Source organism: Micromonospora sp. LOL_024 (assembly GCF_048060415.1).
In the GTDB taxonomy this organism is placed as follows: Bacteria; Actinomycetota; Actinomycetes; order Mycobacteriales; family Micromonosporaceae; genus Micromonospora.
The window spans coordinates 1-15,204 of the sequence record NZ_JBHMIS010000036.1; the positions used below are offsets into that span (position 1 = coordinate 1).

Consider the following 15,204-nt stretch of genomic DNA (forward strand, 5'->3'; position numbering starts at 1 on the left):
CCCTGGCACTACACGGCATCCCATAACCAACCGGACATTCAAGGACTACTCCGGGGCCCTGTCTCGAACACGAGGCCGAAGTTCCGATTTCCGGTCATCTGTGCGATCTCGCTGGCGAGTTTTGCGCGCAAGTCCGCATCGGCGACTCGCTCAAGGAGCACATCTATGCGCCGGCGGTCGTCGGTCATCGACATCCAGGTGCCTTCCGGTCAGCGATATCGCTCAAACCCTATCAGGGGCGACCTCATCGCTCCCGATTGCAACGATGCCCACTTGGGGAGAAGTGCCCGAATTGTTAGCTGGATAGCAAGATACGCTACCTCGTGCCGGTCTGGACCGAACCCGAACCCGAACCCAAACCCGAAGCGGCGACACCCCCCGACACCTTCTCGTTACATTTGTGGTCGTTCACATACCGTCGGAGGGGTGCTGGGTTCAAGCATCAGCCGAAGCCCCTGCTAGCTTGCCGAAACGCTCTCTTCTGAATCAAGGCACCGCGCAAGCGCGGTGCCGCCCTGCCCCCACTCGGCCTGCTGGCGGCCTGCGGCCGGCATCGGCCGGCGGGGCAGGGCTCTACGGCTTACCCGCGTTGCTCTGATGCTCGCCGACGATCCGCGTCCTCAATGGCGTGGCGCACAGCCATCCGGATCACGAAGTACAGGACGGCCTGCCCAGCCAGCCACAACGCCAGCGCGAAGAACATCTGTGGGAGTGGCAAAAAGTCCAACTGCATGGGCGGCACGATAGTTCGGAGCGGCTGTCCCTGCTGTCCCCAAGCCGTCCCTGACCCCGACCCACTTGCATCGCTTGGCCCTCCAAGCTGTCGATGTCTTGGCCAGGGACGATCGCGGAAGTGGTCGTCCGCCGCCGAGGTCCCGGCGATCGGCTGCCGCGCCGCTCTGCGGCTTGCCATCGGGTATGTAGGTTCGGCTGGCTGCCGGTCACCAGAACCAGTCACCGCCGTTCGGCCACGGCGGGCCGGAGCGGTGAAGCTACGAGACGTCGAACAGGCGTAGGCCGTCGTACTCGGCGAAGTCGGCGTAGTCCTTGCCGTTAAAGGTCGCCAGCGGCAGCCGGTCGACCAGGCAGCAGGCCGCGATCCAGGAGTCGTTCGTCGGGCGGGGACGCCCCCGATGCTGCGCCCGCGCCTGGAGCTGGCCCCAGGTGGTCGCCACCGCCTCATCGAAGGGCAGCAGCACCACGCCGGATCGCCACTGCGCGAGGTCGGCCAGCTTGCGCGGCCCCCAGCTCCGCAGCACGGTCCACTTGGTCAACTCGCCGAGCGTGACGAACGTGATGCACAGGGTCTTACCGGCCAGCCGGGCACGAAGCCGATCATGTAGCCGACCCCGCAGGATCGCCGACGCGACGTCGGTGTCCAGGACGACCAGGCTCACGCGGCGCTGGCCCGCCGAGAGGCGTACAGGTCAGCTAGGAAGTCGTCCAACTCTTCGTCGGACTCGAACAGGTCCGGCCGGGCCAGGTCATCGACGGAGGTGACCGGCCGCACACCCTGACGGCGGGCCAACTCCTCCGCCGGCACATGCTCAGCGGTCGGCCACTCGGGCATCCGCTCCGCATTGCTCGACATCACGACCCACCTCCTCCATCGCACACCGCCGCCTATTGTCGCACGGTCAGCACCGGCACCACCGGCACTCGGATGCGCGGAGAGCCGGCGACACGGCAAGCCGCCCCCGGCCCGACAGGTCGGGGGCGGTAAGCCGCACACCGCCGGACAGCCACGCGCCCACCACGCCGCCGCGCCCACCACGCCGCCGTGCCAGCCACGCCGCCGTGCCAGCCACGTGCCAGTAACCCGTGTCCCAGACGGGCAACAGCGGTCATGATCGGGCAGCACGACACCGCCGGTGACCAGGCGATCCGGACAGATCACGACAGCTGGGAACGATCTTCCAAACTGACGGTGCGAGTTCGATTCTCGTCGCCCGCTCCAGTAACACCGGCCCAGGTCAACGGCGTGATCGCCGAGCCTGGGCCGCTCTCGTCTCAGCCGAGGTCACGAACGAACGGTCCACTCGTTTCAGCTTTGTCGAAGGGTCACGGCCGAGGTTCGCTGATCGCTGCTTCGATGCGCAGCCCGATCCCGCTGGCAACGAGGAGAGCCGCCAGGATGTGCGGCTCTGTCGACCCGGTGTCGCTCGACAGTGTGATGGCCGAGACGAGGAAGCCAGTGACCAGGGCCAGGTTCCCGAGGATGCGGGTCCTGGCAGTACGCCTCGACGCAGGGTTCACTTGGCGGACCCTACCGGAGGCCCGGGCCGGTGTCGTACGTCAGTGGCCTGAGCCGCTGCCCTGGCTGCCGCCGATCAGCGCCCCCATCCCGCCGACCCGAATGGAGGAGTTCCACCGGCTACCCGGTGGAACTCCTCCGGAGGGCGCGTTTCCGGGCCTCCTCGGGCAGGGCTTCGGCGGCGGACAGCTGCGGCAACAGCTCCGGTTCGAGGGTCAGCGCGCGGAAGGCCAGCTCGACGGTCACCTCATGGTCGGGCCGGTGCAGGATCTGGATCGGGTCGGTGGCGCGGAGTTGGCCGGGCACGATCACCCGCAGGTACGCGCCGGGCAGCGCGGCCCGGGTGAACCGCTTAATCCAGCCTTGCTGTTGCAGCCAGCCCTGGAAGGTCCCGCACGGGATCCGCGGACTCGACACCTCCAGCACGACATCCGGGCCGATCTGCCAGCGCTCGCCGATCAGAGCGCGGTTCACGTCGACGCCGGCAGTCGTCAGGTTCTCTCCGAAGGCGCCGCTGCCGAGGCTCCTGCCCAGATCGGCCTCCCAGCTGTCGAGATCCTCGCGCGCATAGGCGTAGACGGCCTGGTCGGTGCCGCCGTGGTGCTTCACGTCGTAGACGCGGTCGCCGACCAGACCGACTTCGCCGGTGCCTTTGGGACCGGGAACCACGACGGCCACCGCGCCGTTGACCGGACGCTTGTCGATGCCGGTCAGGTCGGCGCCCTTCCCCGGGTTGGGTCGTGGCCTGCCCACGTTGACGGAAATCACCTGCATGGGACGACGGTACCGTCGGTTCCAGCACGCCCGCGCCTGGGCTCTCCACACGTGCGTCGAGGCGGCCAGCGCAACCGCGGACTATATCCACATGGATAGATACATCGGTACCATCCGGGGAACCATCGACGCCCTGCCGAGGGCCACCGCCCACGCCAGGAGCAGCAGGAGGAGACACCGATGCCACTCCCCCGTCCGTACCGGCGACCCCCGGCCGCCACCCGCGCGCCGCTCGCAGCCCTGCTCACCGCCGCCGTGGTGACCGCGCTGGCCGCCACTCCGGCCGCCGCCACACCCGCCACCGGCGAGATCCGGTACGCCGACGCGCCGACCGCCGTGGCCGGCAGCTACCTGGTGCTCCTCCGCGACGACGCGACCACCGGCGGCCAGGTCACCGCCGCTGGCAGCCAGGTCACCGCCGACTGGCTGGTCGGCCGGTACGGCGGCCACGTCGACCGGGTGTTCAGCGCCGCGCTGCGCGGCTTCGAGGTACGCCTGACCGACCGGGCCGCCCGTCGGCTCGCCGCCGACGCGGCGGTCGCCCACGTCGAGCAGAACCGGACGATGGCGCTGACCGTGCCCGGGGTGCAGCTCAATCCGCCGTCGTGGGGGCTGGACCGGATCGACCAGCGATACCTGCCCCTGGACCGCCGGTACGCCTACCCGAACACCGCGCCGGACGTCAGGGCGTACGTCCTCGACACCGGTGTGCGGGGCACCCACGGTGACTTCGGTGGCCGGGTCGGCGCCGGCGTGGACCTGGTCGACGGGCTGCCGGCGGACGACTGCAACGGGCACGGCACACACGTCGCCGGCACCCTCGGCGGCACGCTGCACGGGGTGGCCAAGCGGGTGCGGGTGGATCCGGTGCGGGTGCTCAACTGCTTTGGCAGCGGCAGCGTCGCCCAGGTGATCGCCGGGGTGGACTGGGTGACCGCCAACGCGGTCCGCCCGGCGGTGGCGCTGATGGCCATCGGCGGTGGCGCGAGCGCCGCTCTGGACACGGCGGTGACCAACTCGATCAAGTCGGGCGTCAGCTACGTGGTGACCGCCGGCAGCTCGAACGGGAACGCCTGCGGCGGCTCCCCCGCCCGGGTGCCGTCCGCGCTCACCGTCGCCGGCACCACGTCGACCGACGCCCGGATGGCCTCCGGCAACTACGGCTCCTGCCTGGACCTGTACGCGCCGGGAGCGGGCATCACCTCGACCTGGCACACCACGGACACGGCCACGGTGATCCTCAGCGGCGGCTCGATGGCGGCCGCACACGTGGCCGGCTGTGTCGCCCTCGCCCTGCAGGCCAACCCCTCGTGGACGCCGGCGCAGGTCGGTGCGTACCTGACGGCTCGGGCCACCGCCGGGGTGGTCAGCTCGGTGCCCAGCGCCACCCCCAACCGCCTCCTCTACTGCGGGCCCTGATGTTCGTGGCGCAACAGCCGGGGATGAATCGCGTCGAGTCGGGTAAGCAGCGCGCCGTCCTGGTGGAGTGACGACCTCGGTCGCGGTGTCCCGCGACCACTCCGGGCGGGCCGGCCAACGGGCCGGCCCGCCCGGTGCGGGAGATCCTCAGGTGGACAGCCAGTTCCACGCGTCCATCACCCACTGCGTCTGCCGCAGGTAGGCGATGCCCAGGCCGGCGAGGAAGACCGCGGTGACCAGGTGGGCGCCCCGGGCGCTGCGGCGTACCCGGCCCAGTTGCCGCTCCAGCACCACCCGGCCGAGCAGTCGGGCCAGGGTGAAGAGCCCGGCCGCGACCAGCAGGCTCAACACGAAGATCACGAAGGGTCCGACGAGGTCTCCGCCGCCGGAGATCGCCCAGATCCCCCAGCACACGAAGGCGAAGAGCGCCCCCGCCGTACTCCACTCACCGCCCCGCTTCAGCTGCGCCACATGCCAGCCCAGCGGTCGTTTCGGTGCCGGCTCACCCGGCCAGCCGGTTCCCGTCGGCTCGTGTTCCACGACCGGAAACGGTTCGGTCCGGGGTGTCCGGGCACCGACCGGCGCGACACCACGGCGGTACGGGTCACGCGGCGGCGGTATCTCGGCTTCGGGCTGCGGCGGCACCTCCACTGTCCGCTCTGCCCACGGCTGCGTCTGCTCGGGCATGTCGTCCCCTCCCCTGGACCGGCGGCGACCCCGGGTCGCTACTGGAGACTTCGAGGGTAGCCAGCCCGCAAATCGGTCGCCTTCCCCCCACCGATCGGTTAGACACGAGCGGTGACCTCAACCACCCCGCCCATCGAGACTGCCAGCGCCGAGGAATACGACGAAATCGGCCGATTCGTCGGGACGCTGTTCCATCACGGCGTCGATCCTGAGACCCACGAGACCGAACGCGCGGTCTTCGAACCGGACCGCGCTCTGCTGGTACGCGACCGGGCTGAGCTGGTGGCCAGCGCCGCGGCGTACACCCGTGAACTGGGCGTCCCCGGCGGTGCGCTGCCCGCCGCGCACGTCACCCTGGTCGGTGTCACGCCCACCCAGCGCCGTCGTGGTCTACTCACCGCGATGATGCATCGGCAGCTGCGTGAGATCCACGACGGCCGCCGGGAGCCAATCGCCGTGCTCTGGGCCAGCGAGGGACGGATCTACCCGCGATTCGGGTACGGCCTGGCCGCCCAGCGGTTGCATGTCACCGGCGAGACCTCCGAGCTGCGGTTGCCACCTCCGACGCCCGACGAGGGTCCACTGCGTCTGGCCCGGCCGACCGACTGCCGGGCCGACCTGGCCCGGGTGTACGACCGGACGCGCGTCGACCGGCCCGGCTGGTCCGCCCGGGACGACCGGTGGTGGCGGTACGTGCTGGTCGACCCGGAGTCTCAACGCGGTGGCGCCACCGAGCGGCGGGCGGTACTGCACGAGGGACCCGACGGCGTGGACGGCTACGGACTGTTCCGCACCAAGGCCGAGTGGGACGACGCCGGCCCGAAGGGCCTCGCCAACGTCGACGAGGTGGTGGCGACCGATCCGGTGGCGTACCGCGCGATCTGGCGGATGCTGCTCTCGCTCGACCTGACCCGGCAGCTGTCCTGGATGCGCGCGGCGGTGGACGAGCCGCTGCTGCGGATGGTGGACGAGCCACGCCGGCTCAGCGCCCGAGTGGTCGACGCGCTGTGGGTGCGGGTGGTGGACGTACCGGCGGCGCTCGCCGCCCGGCGCTACGCCACCGACCTCGACGTGGTCATCGAGGTGACCGATTCGCTGCTGCCGGAGAACACCGGCCGGTGGCGGCTACACGGCGGGCCGACGGAGGCCAACTGCACGCCGGCCAGCGGCCCGGCCGATCTGGCCTGCGACGTACGCTGCCTCGGCGAACTCTTCCTCGGCGGCGCCGGGCTGACCCAGCTGGCTGACACCGGCCGGCTACAGGAGCTACGCCCCGGCGTCCTCCGCGCCGCCGCCCCCGCCTTCACTTGGCACCGCGCCCCCTCCGCCCTGGAAGTCTTCTAACCCCCATCCCCGCCATCCCTGGGTCGATCACGCAGTTGCGGTCGTCGAAATGTTTCCACGCAGGGCTTCTGTTGGACCACAACCGCGTGATCGGCGTAGCAGTTGGTGCCGGGAGGCGACGAGGGGCGGGGTGGGTGGGGGTACGGTCGGGGGGTGGCGGATGCGGAGCGGCGGCGACGGCGAAACCGGCACCACGGCGGTCCCGAGACCACGGGTGGGGGACCGACAGCGGCCACCGCAGGCGTACACGACGGGGGCGAAGTGCCCCGCGGCCGACGCGGCGGTCCCGCCGAGGATGGTGAGCGCGGACTGCGCGGACTGGTCGGCTCCGGCTCGTCACAGGTGAGCGTGACCACCGCGATGCGGGCCCGGGACGCCGCCCGGCCGACGGACGAGGATCTCGCCGAGGCTGCGGCACGAATCGTGATTGTCCGCCGGAACTGGACGCCGCGCGACGAGCTGCCCCGCCGCTGACCCGGGCCGCACCGAACGGCCCCGGGACGGCTTCACCGCACCCCAGGCGGAGGTCAGGGCAGTTCGGGCAGCTGCCGGGTGCGCTCGTACTCGGCCACCTGCGCGATGCGACGCGCGTGCCGCTCGCTGCCGGAGAACGAGGTGGTCACGAATGCGTCGACGATGGCGGCGGCCTCGTCGAGGGTGTGCTGGCGGGCACCGACGGCAGCCACGTTGGCGTCGTTGTGCTGGCGGCCGAGCTGGGCGGTCTCCACACTCCAGGCCAGCGCCGTCCGCACCCCGGCCACCTTGTTCGCGGCGATCTGCTCGCCGTTGCCCGAACCACCGATGACCACACCCAGGCTGCCCGGATCGGCCACCACTCGCGTGCCGGCATGCAGGCAGAAGGCGGGGTAGTCGTCCTCCGGGTCGTATGCGTGCGGGCCGACGTCGACCACCTCGTACCCCTGCTTGGCGAGGTGGTTGGCCAGGTGCACCTTCAGCTCGAAACCGGCGTGGTCGGATCCCAGGTAGACGCGCATACCGGGCAGTCTTTCAGGCCCGTCCCGCCGGGCGCCGCCGGGGCGGCACCCGACGAAACGGGCCTCAGGTCACGGCCGGTCAGGCAGCTCGGCGACCACCAGGCCGCCACGTGCCTTCGGCGTGAACCAGGTGCTCTTGCGTGGCATCTTCTCCCGGGCCAGGTTCACCGCGACGAAGTCGTCGACGGTCACCGGCGCGACCAGGATCGCCATCTCGGCCCGCTCGGCCTCGACCTCACCGGTCAGCCAGCTCGCCGGGTAGTCACCGCCGACATAGGTGATCCGTTTGTCACCCGGATCCAGGCCGAGGGCGTCTCGCAGCAGCAGCCGCTCGACCAGGGCGTGGTCGAGGTTCTCCAGGCGGCTGGCGCCGGTGTGCGGCAGCGTCACCGTGTACGCCCGGCCGGGAAGTTGGAGCACGACGGTCCCGCCGGTGGCCGGCACCTCGGCCGGGCCGTCCAAGCCGGTGACCCGCGCACCCGTTGAGCGGAGCCGGTCGAGCAGCTCCTCCGGGGTGGTGGTCAGCTCGCTGACCAGGCGGTTGTAGGGCTGGATCGCCACCGAGGCGGGCGTGGTGACGACCGCCAGGAAATGGGACAAGCCGCCGGTCTGCGCGGCCAGGCTGCGGTGGTTGCCGTCGGCCACCACCAACTCGCCACCGCCGGCCAGCGCGGTCAGCTCCTCCTGCTGCGCGCCGGGACCCACCAGCCAGATCGCGTGCGTACGCCCGGACTGGTCGATGTCGGTGGCGGCGGGAGCGCCGGCCCCGTCGGTGGCCGCCGCGAGGGCGGCGTGCAGGTCGTCGCCACACCCGGTCTGCAGCAGCAGTACGGGCGAGAGGAGATGACCCAGCGCCTCGGCCAGGGCGACCCGCTCTCGGACCTTGGCGATGAAGACGTCCTCGTTCCGGATGACCAGGCCCGGCTCGTCGGCCCGAGTGGAGATCTGATCGGTGTCGACCATGGCGAACAGCCCGAACGCCGGCTCCTCGCCGGGAGCAGTGATCCGGTACAGCACCACTACCTGCTCCGCCGGGGTGTAGCTGCCGTCTGCCTTCGCCTCCGCCAGGCGGCTCAGCGCGTCCGGCAGGGCGTCGAGGAAGGACCTGCCGAGGCTCTCCGGAGCCTTGTGCGGCATCTCGATGCCGAGAGCACTGTGCGGGTTCGCGTCGATGATCGCGGTGATCTCCGCGTCGTCGGCGAACTCGTCGTAGTTCTGCGCGCCAGTGCCGCCAGTGGTGATCCAGGCCCGGGTGATCGGGTGCACGACCGTCATGTCCGGTCACGCTACCGGCGCCGGGTCCGGCACCGCCGTCGGACCCGGTACCTAGTCCACCAAATGAAAGGTTAAGTAAGGGCCCTTGTCAACGCCTGCGGTAGAGCAGGGGTCCCCTGTTAACGGTCGGACCCGGACGGCGGCCGGTGCCGGCCAGCGGGCGCGGGCAGCACGGCTTGGAGGTCGGCCGACGCCGGACGCGGGCCCGGGCCCCGCACCTTTCGTCCGGGTGGCGTCAGCCGCGACGTGATCGGCACCCGGGCGACACCCACCACGACCCGCGACCAGCCCGACCAGCTAGTCGCGTTCGGGAAACGGTCCCGCCGGGACTGCTCCGACGGCCGGCCGTCGGAGCAGTCCCGGCGGGGTAGGAACCGGTTTTCGGGCCAGTCCGTCCGGGAGGTTGGCCGGCGACGTTCGCCTACCGGTCGGTACGCGGCGGCAGCGGGCTCCGCCTCCCGAGGCCGGAGGTCGTCACCGGGCGCGCGATGCTTGGCCATCTGGCTGCCTCCACGAACTGCGGATCACGGCCAGGGGCGCAGGTTCGGCCCGCCGGGCCGCTGCGGACACTCGGTCAAACGAGTTCGCGGAGGCGTCGGTGACGCACAGACGACAGACGCCGCCGACAGTGCACGTCGTGCCTGCTTCGAACCTCAGGCGAAGATGGGGTCGAGGTCGCGGGTGCGCTTGAGCTCGAAGAAGCCGGGTGTGCCGGCGACCAGCAGGACGCCGTCCCAGAGGCGACCGGCGGCCTCGCCCCCGGGCGCCGGTGTGACCACCGGGCCGAAGAAGGCGATCTGCCGGCCGTCGGGACCGGGAGCGTGGATGACCGGGGTGCCGACGTCGGTGCCGACCGGGCGCATGCCGACCTCGTGGCTTGCCCGCAGCGCCGGGTCGAGGTCGGTGTCGTCGGCCGTGGCGGCCAGGGCCGGATCCAGGCCGGCGTCGGTCAGGGCGGCGGCGTACAGCTGCGGACCGCGCTGCTCCTTGTCGAGGTGGATCCGGGTACCCAGGGCCGTGTAGAGGGCCCGGACGGCGTCCGGGCCGTGGCGGTCCTGCACGGCGACACAGATTCGGACCGGCCCCCATCCGGTACGCATGAGTTCCTGGTACTTCTCCGACAGGTCCCGCCCTTCGTTGAGCACCGACAGGCTCATCACGTGGAAGCGGACGTCGACCTCGCGGACCTGCTCCACCTCCAGCAGCCAGCGGGAGGTGAGCCAGGCCCACGGACAGATCGGGTCGAACCACATGTCGACGTTGACGCGCTCGTGCACGGTCAGCTCCCCTCGCAACGGTGACGCCGGATCAGCCGGCCCACCTCTGATCCTTACTCCGCTCGGCCGGGCCCGGGCGAGGATCGACCCGTGACCTCGCCCACCACCGCCACCCTGCACATGGAAGACTCAGCCAGGGACCGACCGTCACGAGCGGTCGACGGACACCGCGACCGTGACGTGCGGCGAGAGTGGGATGGAGACGAATAGTGCCGGGAGTGCGCAACCTGACACAGGTCGAGGCGACCGAGCGGGCCCGCCTGCTCGACGTGACCGGGTACGACATCAGTCTGGACCTGTCCAGCGCGGTTCACGCGGCCGGCGGCCGTACCTTCAGGTCGACGACCGAGGTGCGGTTCCGCTGTACCGAGCCGGGAGCCAGCACATTCATCGAGGTGGCGGCCGACTCGGTGCACGCGGCGACGCTCAACGGCGCCCCGGTCGACCTGGCCGGCTTCTCGGCTGAGAAGGGGCTGACGCTGACCGGGCTGGCCGGCGAGAACACGCTGGTCGTCGACGCTGACTTCGCGTTCTCCAACTCGGGGCAGGGCCTTCACCGCACGGTGGACCCGGTGGACGGTGAGACCTACCTCTACAGCCAGTTCGAGACGGCCGACGCGCAGCGGGTGTTCGCCTGCTTCGACCAGCCGGACCTGAAGAGCGTATACACCTGGCACGCCACCGTCCCGGAGCACTGGAAGGTGATCTCCAACATGCCGGTGGAGCGGGAGGAGGCGGCCGGCGAGGGCCTCAAGGCCGTCCACTTCACCACCTCGGCGCGGATGAGCACCTACATCACCGCGCTCTGCGCCGGGCCGTACCACGAGGTCAGGTACGTCCACGACGGCATCGACCTGGGCTACTTCTGCCGGGCGAGCATGGCGCAGCACCTCGACGCCGAGGAACTCAACCTGATCACCACGCAGGGCTTCGACTTCTTCCACGCGCAGTTCGGGGTGCGTTACCCGCTGCCCAAGTACGACCAGCTGTGGGTGCCGGACTTCAATGCCGGCGCGATGGAAAACTTCGGCGCGGTCACGCACGCCGAGTCGCACTACCTGTTCCGATCGCAGGTCACCGACTTCGAGTACGAGCAGCGGGCCAACACGGTCCTGCACGAGTTGGCGCACATGTGGTTCGGCAACCTGGTCACCATGCGCTGGTGGAACGACCTGTGGTTGAACGAGTCGTTCGCCGAGTGGGCCAGCCACTGGTGCAACACGCACGCCACCCGGTTCACCGAGGCGTGGACGACCTTCCTGTCGATCCGGAAGAACTGGGGCTACCGGCAGGACCAGCTCTCCTCGACCCACCCGGTCTACTGCGAGATGCCCGACCTGGAGGCGGTCGAGGTCAACTTCGACGGCATCACGTACGCCAAGGGCGCCAGCGTGCTCAAGCAGTTGGTCGCGTACGTCGGTGAGGAGCCTTTCGTGGCCGGCCTGCGGGCCTATTTCGCCCGGCACGCCTGGGGCAACGCGACCTTCGACGACCTGCTCTCGGAGTTGGAGACCGCCTCCGGTCGCAAGTTGACCACCTTCGCCTCTCAGTGGCTGGAAACCGCACAGGTCAACACGCTGCGGCCGGAGTTGACCATCGGCGCGGACGGCGCGTACCAGCAGGTGCTGGTCCGTCAGGAGGCGCCGGGCGCGTACCCGACGCTGCGCACCCACCGCATCGGTGTGGGACTCTACGACCTCACGGACGGCCGGCTGGTGCGCCGCGAACGGTACGAGGTCGACGTGGACGGCGAGCTGACCGAGCTACGCGAACTCGTCGGGGTGCCTGCGGCCGACGTGCTACTGCTCAACGACGACGATCTCACCTACACCAAGCTGCGGTTGGACGAGCGGTCGATGGCGACGGTGGTGCAGCACATCTCGGGCTTCGACTCGTCGCTGGCGCGGGCGTTGTGCTGGACCGCCGCCTGGGACATGACCCGCGACGCCGAGCTGGCCACCCGTGACTACGTCGCGTTGGTGCTCGCCGGGCTGCCGGCCGAGACGGACATCAACCTGGTCACCGCGACGCTGCGCCAGGTCAGCAGCGCGCTCACCTTCTACGCCGACCCGCAGTGGGCGCCGACCGGCTGGGCCGGGCTGGCCCGCGCCGCGAGGACCGCGCTCGCCGCGGCCGAGCCGGGCAGCGGCTTCCAGCTGGCCTGGGCCCGGGCGTACGTCTCCGCCGCCCGGTCCAGCGAGGACCTGGCGATCCTGCGGGGCTGGTTGAACGGCACCGAGGTGACGGCCGGGCTGACCGTCGACACCGAGCTGCGCTGGAGTGTCTTGCAGGCGTTGGTGGCCAACGGGGTGGCCGGCGCGCCGGAGATCGAGGCCGAGCTGGCCACCGACAGGACCTCCAGCGGTGAGCGGGAGGCCGCGTTCGGGCACGCGCTGGTGCCGACCGCGGAGAACAAGGCGGCGGTCTGGGCCCAGCTGACCGGCCCGGAGGCGCTGCCGAACTGGCGGCACCGGGCGCTGCTGCAGGGCTTCAGCCACCCGACGCAGGTGGAGTTGATCACTCCCTACCGGGATCGGTACTTCACCGCCGTCGGGCAGGTGTGGGCCAGCCGGGACAGCGAGCCGGCGCAGGAGTTCGCCATGCTGACGTACCCGGCGTACCTGATCGAGGACGACACGGTCGACGCCACCGACGCCTGGTTGGCGCAGGAGGGTCACCCGGGGCCGTTGCGGCGGCTGGTCGCCGAGGGCCGCGACGGGGTGGTCCGTGCGCTCGCCGCCCGGGCCCGGGACGCGCGCAGCGCCTGACGCACGAGCACCGGCCCGGGAGCGTCGTGGACACCCGCCACTCCCGGGCCGTCCGTCCAGCCACGCTGCACTGTGCACACGGGAAAGCCCGGCCCCCTCGCGTGCGGGGGCCGGGCTTTGGAGTGACCGGGACGCTCAGCCCTTGCCGGCGTACCGGGAGAGCTGGTCGAGCCCCTGGATGACCCCGCCGGCAAGATCACCGCCGCCGAACGACGCCACCATCGACAGCGCGGCGATCTTGGCGTAGGTGTCCGGTACGCGCTTGCGGGCGTACCGGCCGGTCACGATCTCCAGCTGCCGCTGGTTCGGGGAGACCGCGATGAGCACCGAACGGTCGGGCTCGGCAAGCTGCCGGTGCAGCCGCTCAGCGTGCTCTCGGATCGGCTCGTCGAGGCCGCCCACGAAGACCGAGAAGACCAGTCCGGTCGTCCGGTCGGCCAGCCGCAGCGCCTCGTCGATGCGCAGCAGCTGACGGGTCGAGAACGGCCCGTCGAGCACGTCGGGCGGGGTGTCCGTACCAGTCTCGGGCTGCATCTCACCAACGGTCACTTGCGCCTCCGGTTCCACCAGCCGGTGCCTCGACGCCGGCCTGTTCCTGCTTGCGGCTGGTCAGTGCGGGCGCCTGTGCCCCCACCGACAGCGCGGTGCCGCCGGAGTCGGCCAGATCCTCGGGCCGGCCGAGGAACCACACCGGCGTGAAGCTGAACGGCCGGCCGGGCCGGTAACGTCTGGCGCCACCACGACCGCTGCGGCTGCCCGCGTAGACGAGGCCGGCGATCACCAGCACGACGGCTGCTGGGATGCCGACGAAAACCAGCAACGTGTCGGTTACAGACAATCCCAACGCCCCCAGGCGGAAAGAGGAACCCTCGACCGGATCGGGCGGCCCGTCACCACGGTGACCTCCCGACTTCGCTGCCATTCACGTTAGCGGAGCCGACGCTCCGCCAGATTGCGGGGTGCTGATCCCATCCGCCACTCGAGCGCTCCAACTGCGCAGCGGTGGCGATCAGTCTCGCGTCGTCGCCGTACCGGGCGGTTAGCAACACGCCGACCGGCAGCCCTGCGCCGGTAACCCCCACCGGCAGCGTCACGGACGGTTCACCCGTGACGTTGAAGACGGCACAGTACGGGGAGAAGCGCCGTTGCCGGTCGAAGTCCTCCTCCGGGGTACGTCCCTGGGTGAACCAGCCGACCGGGGCCTGCGGAGCCGCCAGGGTGGGGCAGAGCAGCAGGTCGCAGCCGGCGGTGCGGCGGGCACCGAGGCGTACCTGTGCCTGCATCTCGCCCAGCGCCGCGGTCAGCGTGCCGGCGGAGACGCCGGCGGCCCGGCCGCGTAGGAAGCGGGTCAGCGGCAGCAGTTCGGCCTCGCGCTCCGGCGGCACGGGAGCGAGCGCGAGAACGTACCAGACGATCTCGAAAAGCGGCCAGACCTGGGGGCCGACCGGCGCCGGCACCTCGATGACCTCGTGGCCGGCGGCGGTGAGCAGCGCAGCGGCCCGGTCCACCGCGGCGACGCAGTCCGGATGGACCGGTTCGTCGGCGAGCATCGGGGTGGTGAACCGGCCGACCCGCAGCCGCCCGGGGGCGATGGCGCGGGCCGCGCCCAGGTAGCCGCCCGACGGCGACCGGGGCGGCAGGTACGGTTCGCCGGGTACCGGCTCGGCCAGCACATCCAGCAGCGCCGCCACGTCGGCGACGGTCCGGCCGATCGGGCCGCTGGTCGGCAGGCCGAAGGCGCCGAAGCCGAGGGGGCCGCCGGAGACCACGCCACGGCTGGGCTTGTACCCGATCAGGCCGCACAGCGAGGCCGGAATGCGCAGCGAGCCGCCGCCGTCGGAGCCCTGCGCCACCGGCACCAGCCCCGCCGCCACGGCCGCCGCCGCGCCGCCGCTGGAACCACCAGCGGTGTACGCCAACTCCCACGGGTTGCGGGCCGGCGGGGCCACCAGCGTCTCGCAGTGGAGCGAGCAGCCCAGCTCGGAAGTGGTGGTTTTGCCGAGGCTGACCAGTCCGGCCGCCCGGATGAACCGCACCACGTCTGCGTCGACCGGCGGCACGAAGTCGGCGAAAGCGGCCGAGCCGAAGGTGGTGCGTACGCCGGCGGTCAACGTCAGGTCCTTGATCGCTGTCGGCACGCCGTGCAGCGGACCGCGCTGGTCGGCCGGGATCGCGTCGGCGGCCCGCGCGGCCTCGCGGGCCAGCTCCGCCGTGACGGTGACGAAGGCGCCGACGGTGTCAGCGAGCGCGTCGACCCGGTGCAGGTGGTGCTCGACCAGGTCCAGGCTGGACAGCTCGCCGCGGGCGACGGCGGCGGCCTGCCCCAACGCGGTCAGGTCGTGCGGCTCGGCCATGTCGCCATCCTGCACGCTCAGGTCACTCGTGACCGCCCCGACACGAGCGGCACGACG

Annotated in this window: 15 protein-coding genes; 4 read left to right on the plus strand and 11 right to left on the minus strand. The window is 71.2% G+C overall.

Annotation, left to right across the window (positions count from 1 at the left end; genetic code table 11):
• Window positions 1-580: 580 nt before the first annotated feature.
• The 4 genes from ACFHWY_RS24305 to ACFHWY_RS24320 all read right to left on the minus strand — a co-directional run bounded on the left by ACFHWY_RS24305 (window position 581) and on the right by ACFHWY_RS24320 (window position 3,028).
• On the minus strand, window positions 581-733 hold the full coding sequence (locus tag ACFHWY_RS24305; RefSeq protein WP_416582567.1) for a hypothetical protein: 153 nt from the start codon (window positions 731-733) through the stop codon (window positions 581-583).
• Window positions 734-992: 259 nt separating this feature from the next.
• On the minus strand, window positions 993-1,397 hold the full coding sequence (locus ACFHWY_RS24310) for a type II toxin-antitoxin system VapC family toxin (RefSeq protein ID WP_131307950.1): 405 nt from the start codon (window positions 1,395-1,397) through the stop codon (window positions 993-995).
• Window positions 1,394-1,591, minus strand: coding sequence for a hypothetical protein (locus ACFHWY_RS24315; protein WP_416582568.1), 198 nt, complete (start codon window positions 1,589-1,591; stop codon window positions 1,394-1,396). The genes ACFHWY_RS24310 and ACFHWY_RS24315 overlap by 4 nt, the downstream gene beginning before the upstream one ends.
• A 783-nt stretch (window positions 1,592-2,374) precedes the next feature.
• On the minus strand, window positions 2,375-3,028 hold the full coding sequence (locus ACFHWY_RS24320; protein ID WP_416582569.1) for an MOSC domain-containing protein: 654 nt from the start codon (window positions 3,026-3,028) through the stop codon (window positions 2,375-2,377).
• A gap of 180 nt (window positions 3,029-3,208) precedes the next feature.
• Here ACFHWY_RS24320 and ACFHWY_RS24325 point away from each other — a divergent pair, with 180 nt between their 5' ends.
• Window positions 3,209-4,447, plus strand: a complete 1,239-nt coding sequence (locus ACFHWY_RS24325; RefSeq protein WP_416582570.1) for a S8 family peptidase — start codon at window positions 3,209-3,211, stop codon at window positions 4,445-4,447.
• Window positions 4,448-4,594: 147 nt separating this feature from the next.
• Here ACFHWY_RS24325 and ACFHWY_RS24330 read toward each other — a convergent pair whose 3' ends face one another.
• Window positions 4,595-5,134: a hypothetical protein gene (locus ACFHWY_RS24330; protein WP_416582571.1), complete on the minus strand. Its 540-nt coding sequence runs from the start codon at window positions 5,132-5,134 to the stop codon at window positions 4,595-4,597.
• Window positions 5,135-5,245: 111 nt separating this feature from the next.
• Between ACFHWY_RS24330 and ACFHWY_RS24335 the strand changes: the two genes are divergently transcribed.
• Together ACFHWY_RS24335 and ACFHWY_RS24340 are read left to right on the plus strand one after the other, a co-directional pair.
• Window positions 5,246-6,478, plus strand: coding sequence for a GNAT family N-acetyltransferase (locus tag ACFHWY_RS24335; protein ID WP_416582572.1), 1,233 nt, complete (start codon window positions 5,246-5,248; stop codon window positions 6,476-6,478).
• Between the two features lie 153 nt (window positions 6,479-6,631).
• Window positions 6,632-6,952 carry a hypothetical protein gene (locus ACFHWY_RS24340; RefSeq protein ID WP_416582573.1) on the plus strand — a complete coding sequence of 107 codons (321 nt, stop codon included), beginning with the start codon at window positions 6,632-6,634 and terminating at the stop codon, window positions 6,950-6,952.
• 53 nt (window positions 6,953-7,005) lie between these two features.
• On the opposite strand, the gene ACFHWY_RS24345 is transcribed toward ACFHWY_RS24340, so the two are convergent.
• The 3 genes from ACFHWY_RS24345 to ACFHWY_RS24355 form a co-directional block, all read right to left on the minus strand.
• Entirely contained in the window at window positions 7,006-7,473 is a 468-nt protein-coding gene (locus tag ACFHWY_RS24345; RefSeq protein WP_416582574.1) for a ribose-5-phosphate isomerase, read from the minus strand.
• A gap of 69 nt (window positions 7,474-7,542) precedes the next feature.
• Window positions 7,543-8,748 carry a DUF1015 family protein gene (locus ACFHWY_RS24350; RefSeq protein ID WP_416582575.1) on the minus strand — a complete coding sequence of 402 codons (1,206 nt, stop codon included), beginning with the start codon at window positions 8,746-8,748 and terminating at the stop codon, window positions 7,543-7,545.
• A 653-nt stretch (window positions 8,749-9,401) separates the two neighbouring features.
• Window positions 9,402-10,025 carry a disulfide bond formation protein DsbA gene (locus ACFHWY_RS24355; protein WP_416582576.1) on the minus strand — a complete coding sequence of 208 codons (624 nt, stop codon included), beginning with the start codon at window positions 10,023-10,025 and terminating at the stop codon, window positions 9,402-9,404.
• Between the two features lie 218 nt (window positions 10,026-10,243).
• Here ACFHWY_RS24355 and pepN point away from each other — a divergent pair, with 218 nt between their 5' ends.
• Window positions 10,244-12,793: an aminopeptidase N gene (pepN, locus tag ACFHWY_RS24360; RefSeq protein ID WP_416582577.1), complete on the plus strand. Its 2,550-nt coding sequence runs from the start codon at window positions 10,244-10,246 to the stop codon at window positions 12,791-12,793.
• 135 nt (window positions 12,794-12,928) lie between these two features.
• On the opposite strand, the gene ACFHWY_RS24365 is transcribed toward pepN, so the two are convergent.
• The 3 genes from ACFHWY_RS24365 to ACFHWY_RS24375 form a co-directional block, all read right to left on the minus strand.
• Complete coding sequence (locus ACFHWY_RS24365; protein ID WP_416582578.1) at window positions 12,929-13,342, minus strand: DUF5130 family protein; 414 nt, start codon at window positions 13,340-13,342, stop codon at window positions 12,929-12,931.
• Entirely contained in the window at window positions 13,329-13,613 is a 285-nt protein-coding gene (locus tag ACFHWY_RS24370; RefSeq protein ID WP_416582601.1) for a hypothetical protein, read from the minus strand. Before ACFHWY_RS24370 ends, ACFHWY_RS24365 begins: the two co-directional genes overlap by 14 nt.
• A 70-nt stretch (window positions 13,614-13,683) precedes the next feature.
• The gene (locus ACFHWY_RS24375; protein ID WP_416582579.1) at window positions 13,684-15,147 is read right to left on the minus strand and encodes an amidase; all 1,464 of its coding nucleotides are present in this window, start codon (window positions 15,145-15,147) and stop codon (window positions 13,684-13,686) included.
• Window positions 15,148-15,204: the final 57 nt, after the last annotated feature.

Excerpts from the sequence above, each read along its gene's own strand:
- ACFHWY_RS24305 (WP_416582567.1), bottom strand. The coding sequence starts at position 733 with ATGCAGTTGGACTTTTTGCCACTCCCACAGATGTTCTTCGCGCTGGCG.
- ACFHWY_RS24315 (WP_416582568.1), bottom strand. The coding sequence starts at position 1,591 with ATGTCGAGCAATGCGGAGCGGATGCCCGAGTGGCCGACCGCTGAGCAT.
- ACFHWY_RS24320 (WP_416582569.1), bottom strand. The coding sequence starts at position 3,028 with ATGCAGGTGATTTCCGTCAACGTGGGCAGGCCACGACCCAACCCGGGG.
- ACFHWY_RS24325 (WP_416582570.1), top strand. The coding sequence starts at position 3,209 with ATGCCACTCCCCCGTCCGTACCGGCGACCCCCGGCCGCCACCCGCGCG.
- ACFHWY_RS24330 (WP_416582571.1), bottom strand. The coding sequence starts at position 5,134 with ATGCCCGAGCAGACGCAGCCGTGGGCAGAGCGGACAGTGGAGGTGCCG.
- ACFHWY_RS24345 (WP_416582574.1), bottom strand. The coding sequence starts at position 7,473 with ATGCGCGTCTACCTGGGATCCGACCACGCCGGTTTCGAGCTGAAGGTG.
- ACFHWY_RS24350 (WP_416582575.1), bottom strand. The coding sequence starts at position 8,748 with ATGACGGTCGTGCACCCGATCACCCGGGCCTGGATCACCACTGGCGGC.
- ACFHWY_RS24375 (WP_416582579.1), bottom strand. The coding sequence starts at position 15,147 with ATGGCCGAGCCGCACGACCTGACCGCGTTGGGGCAGGCCGCCGCCGTC.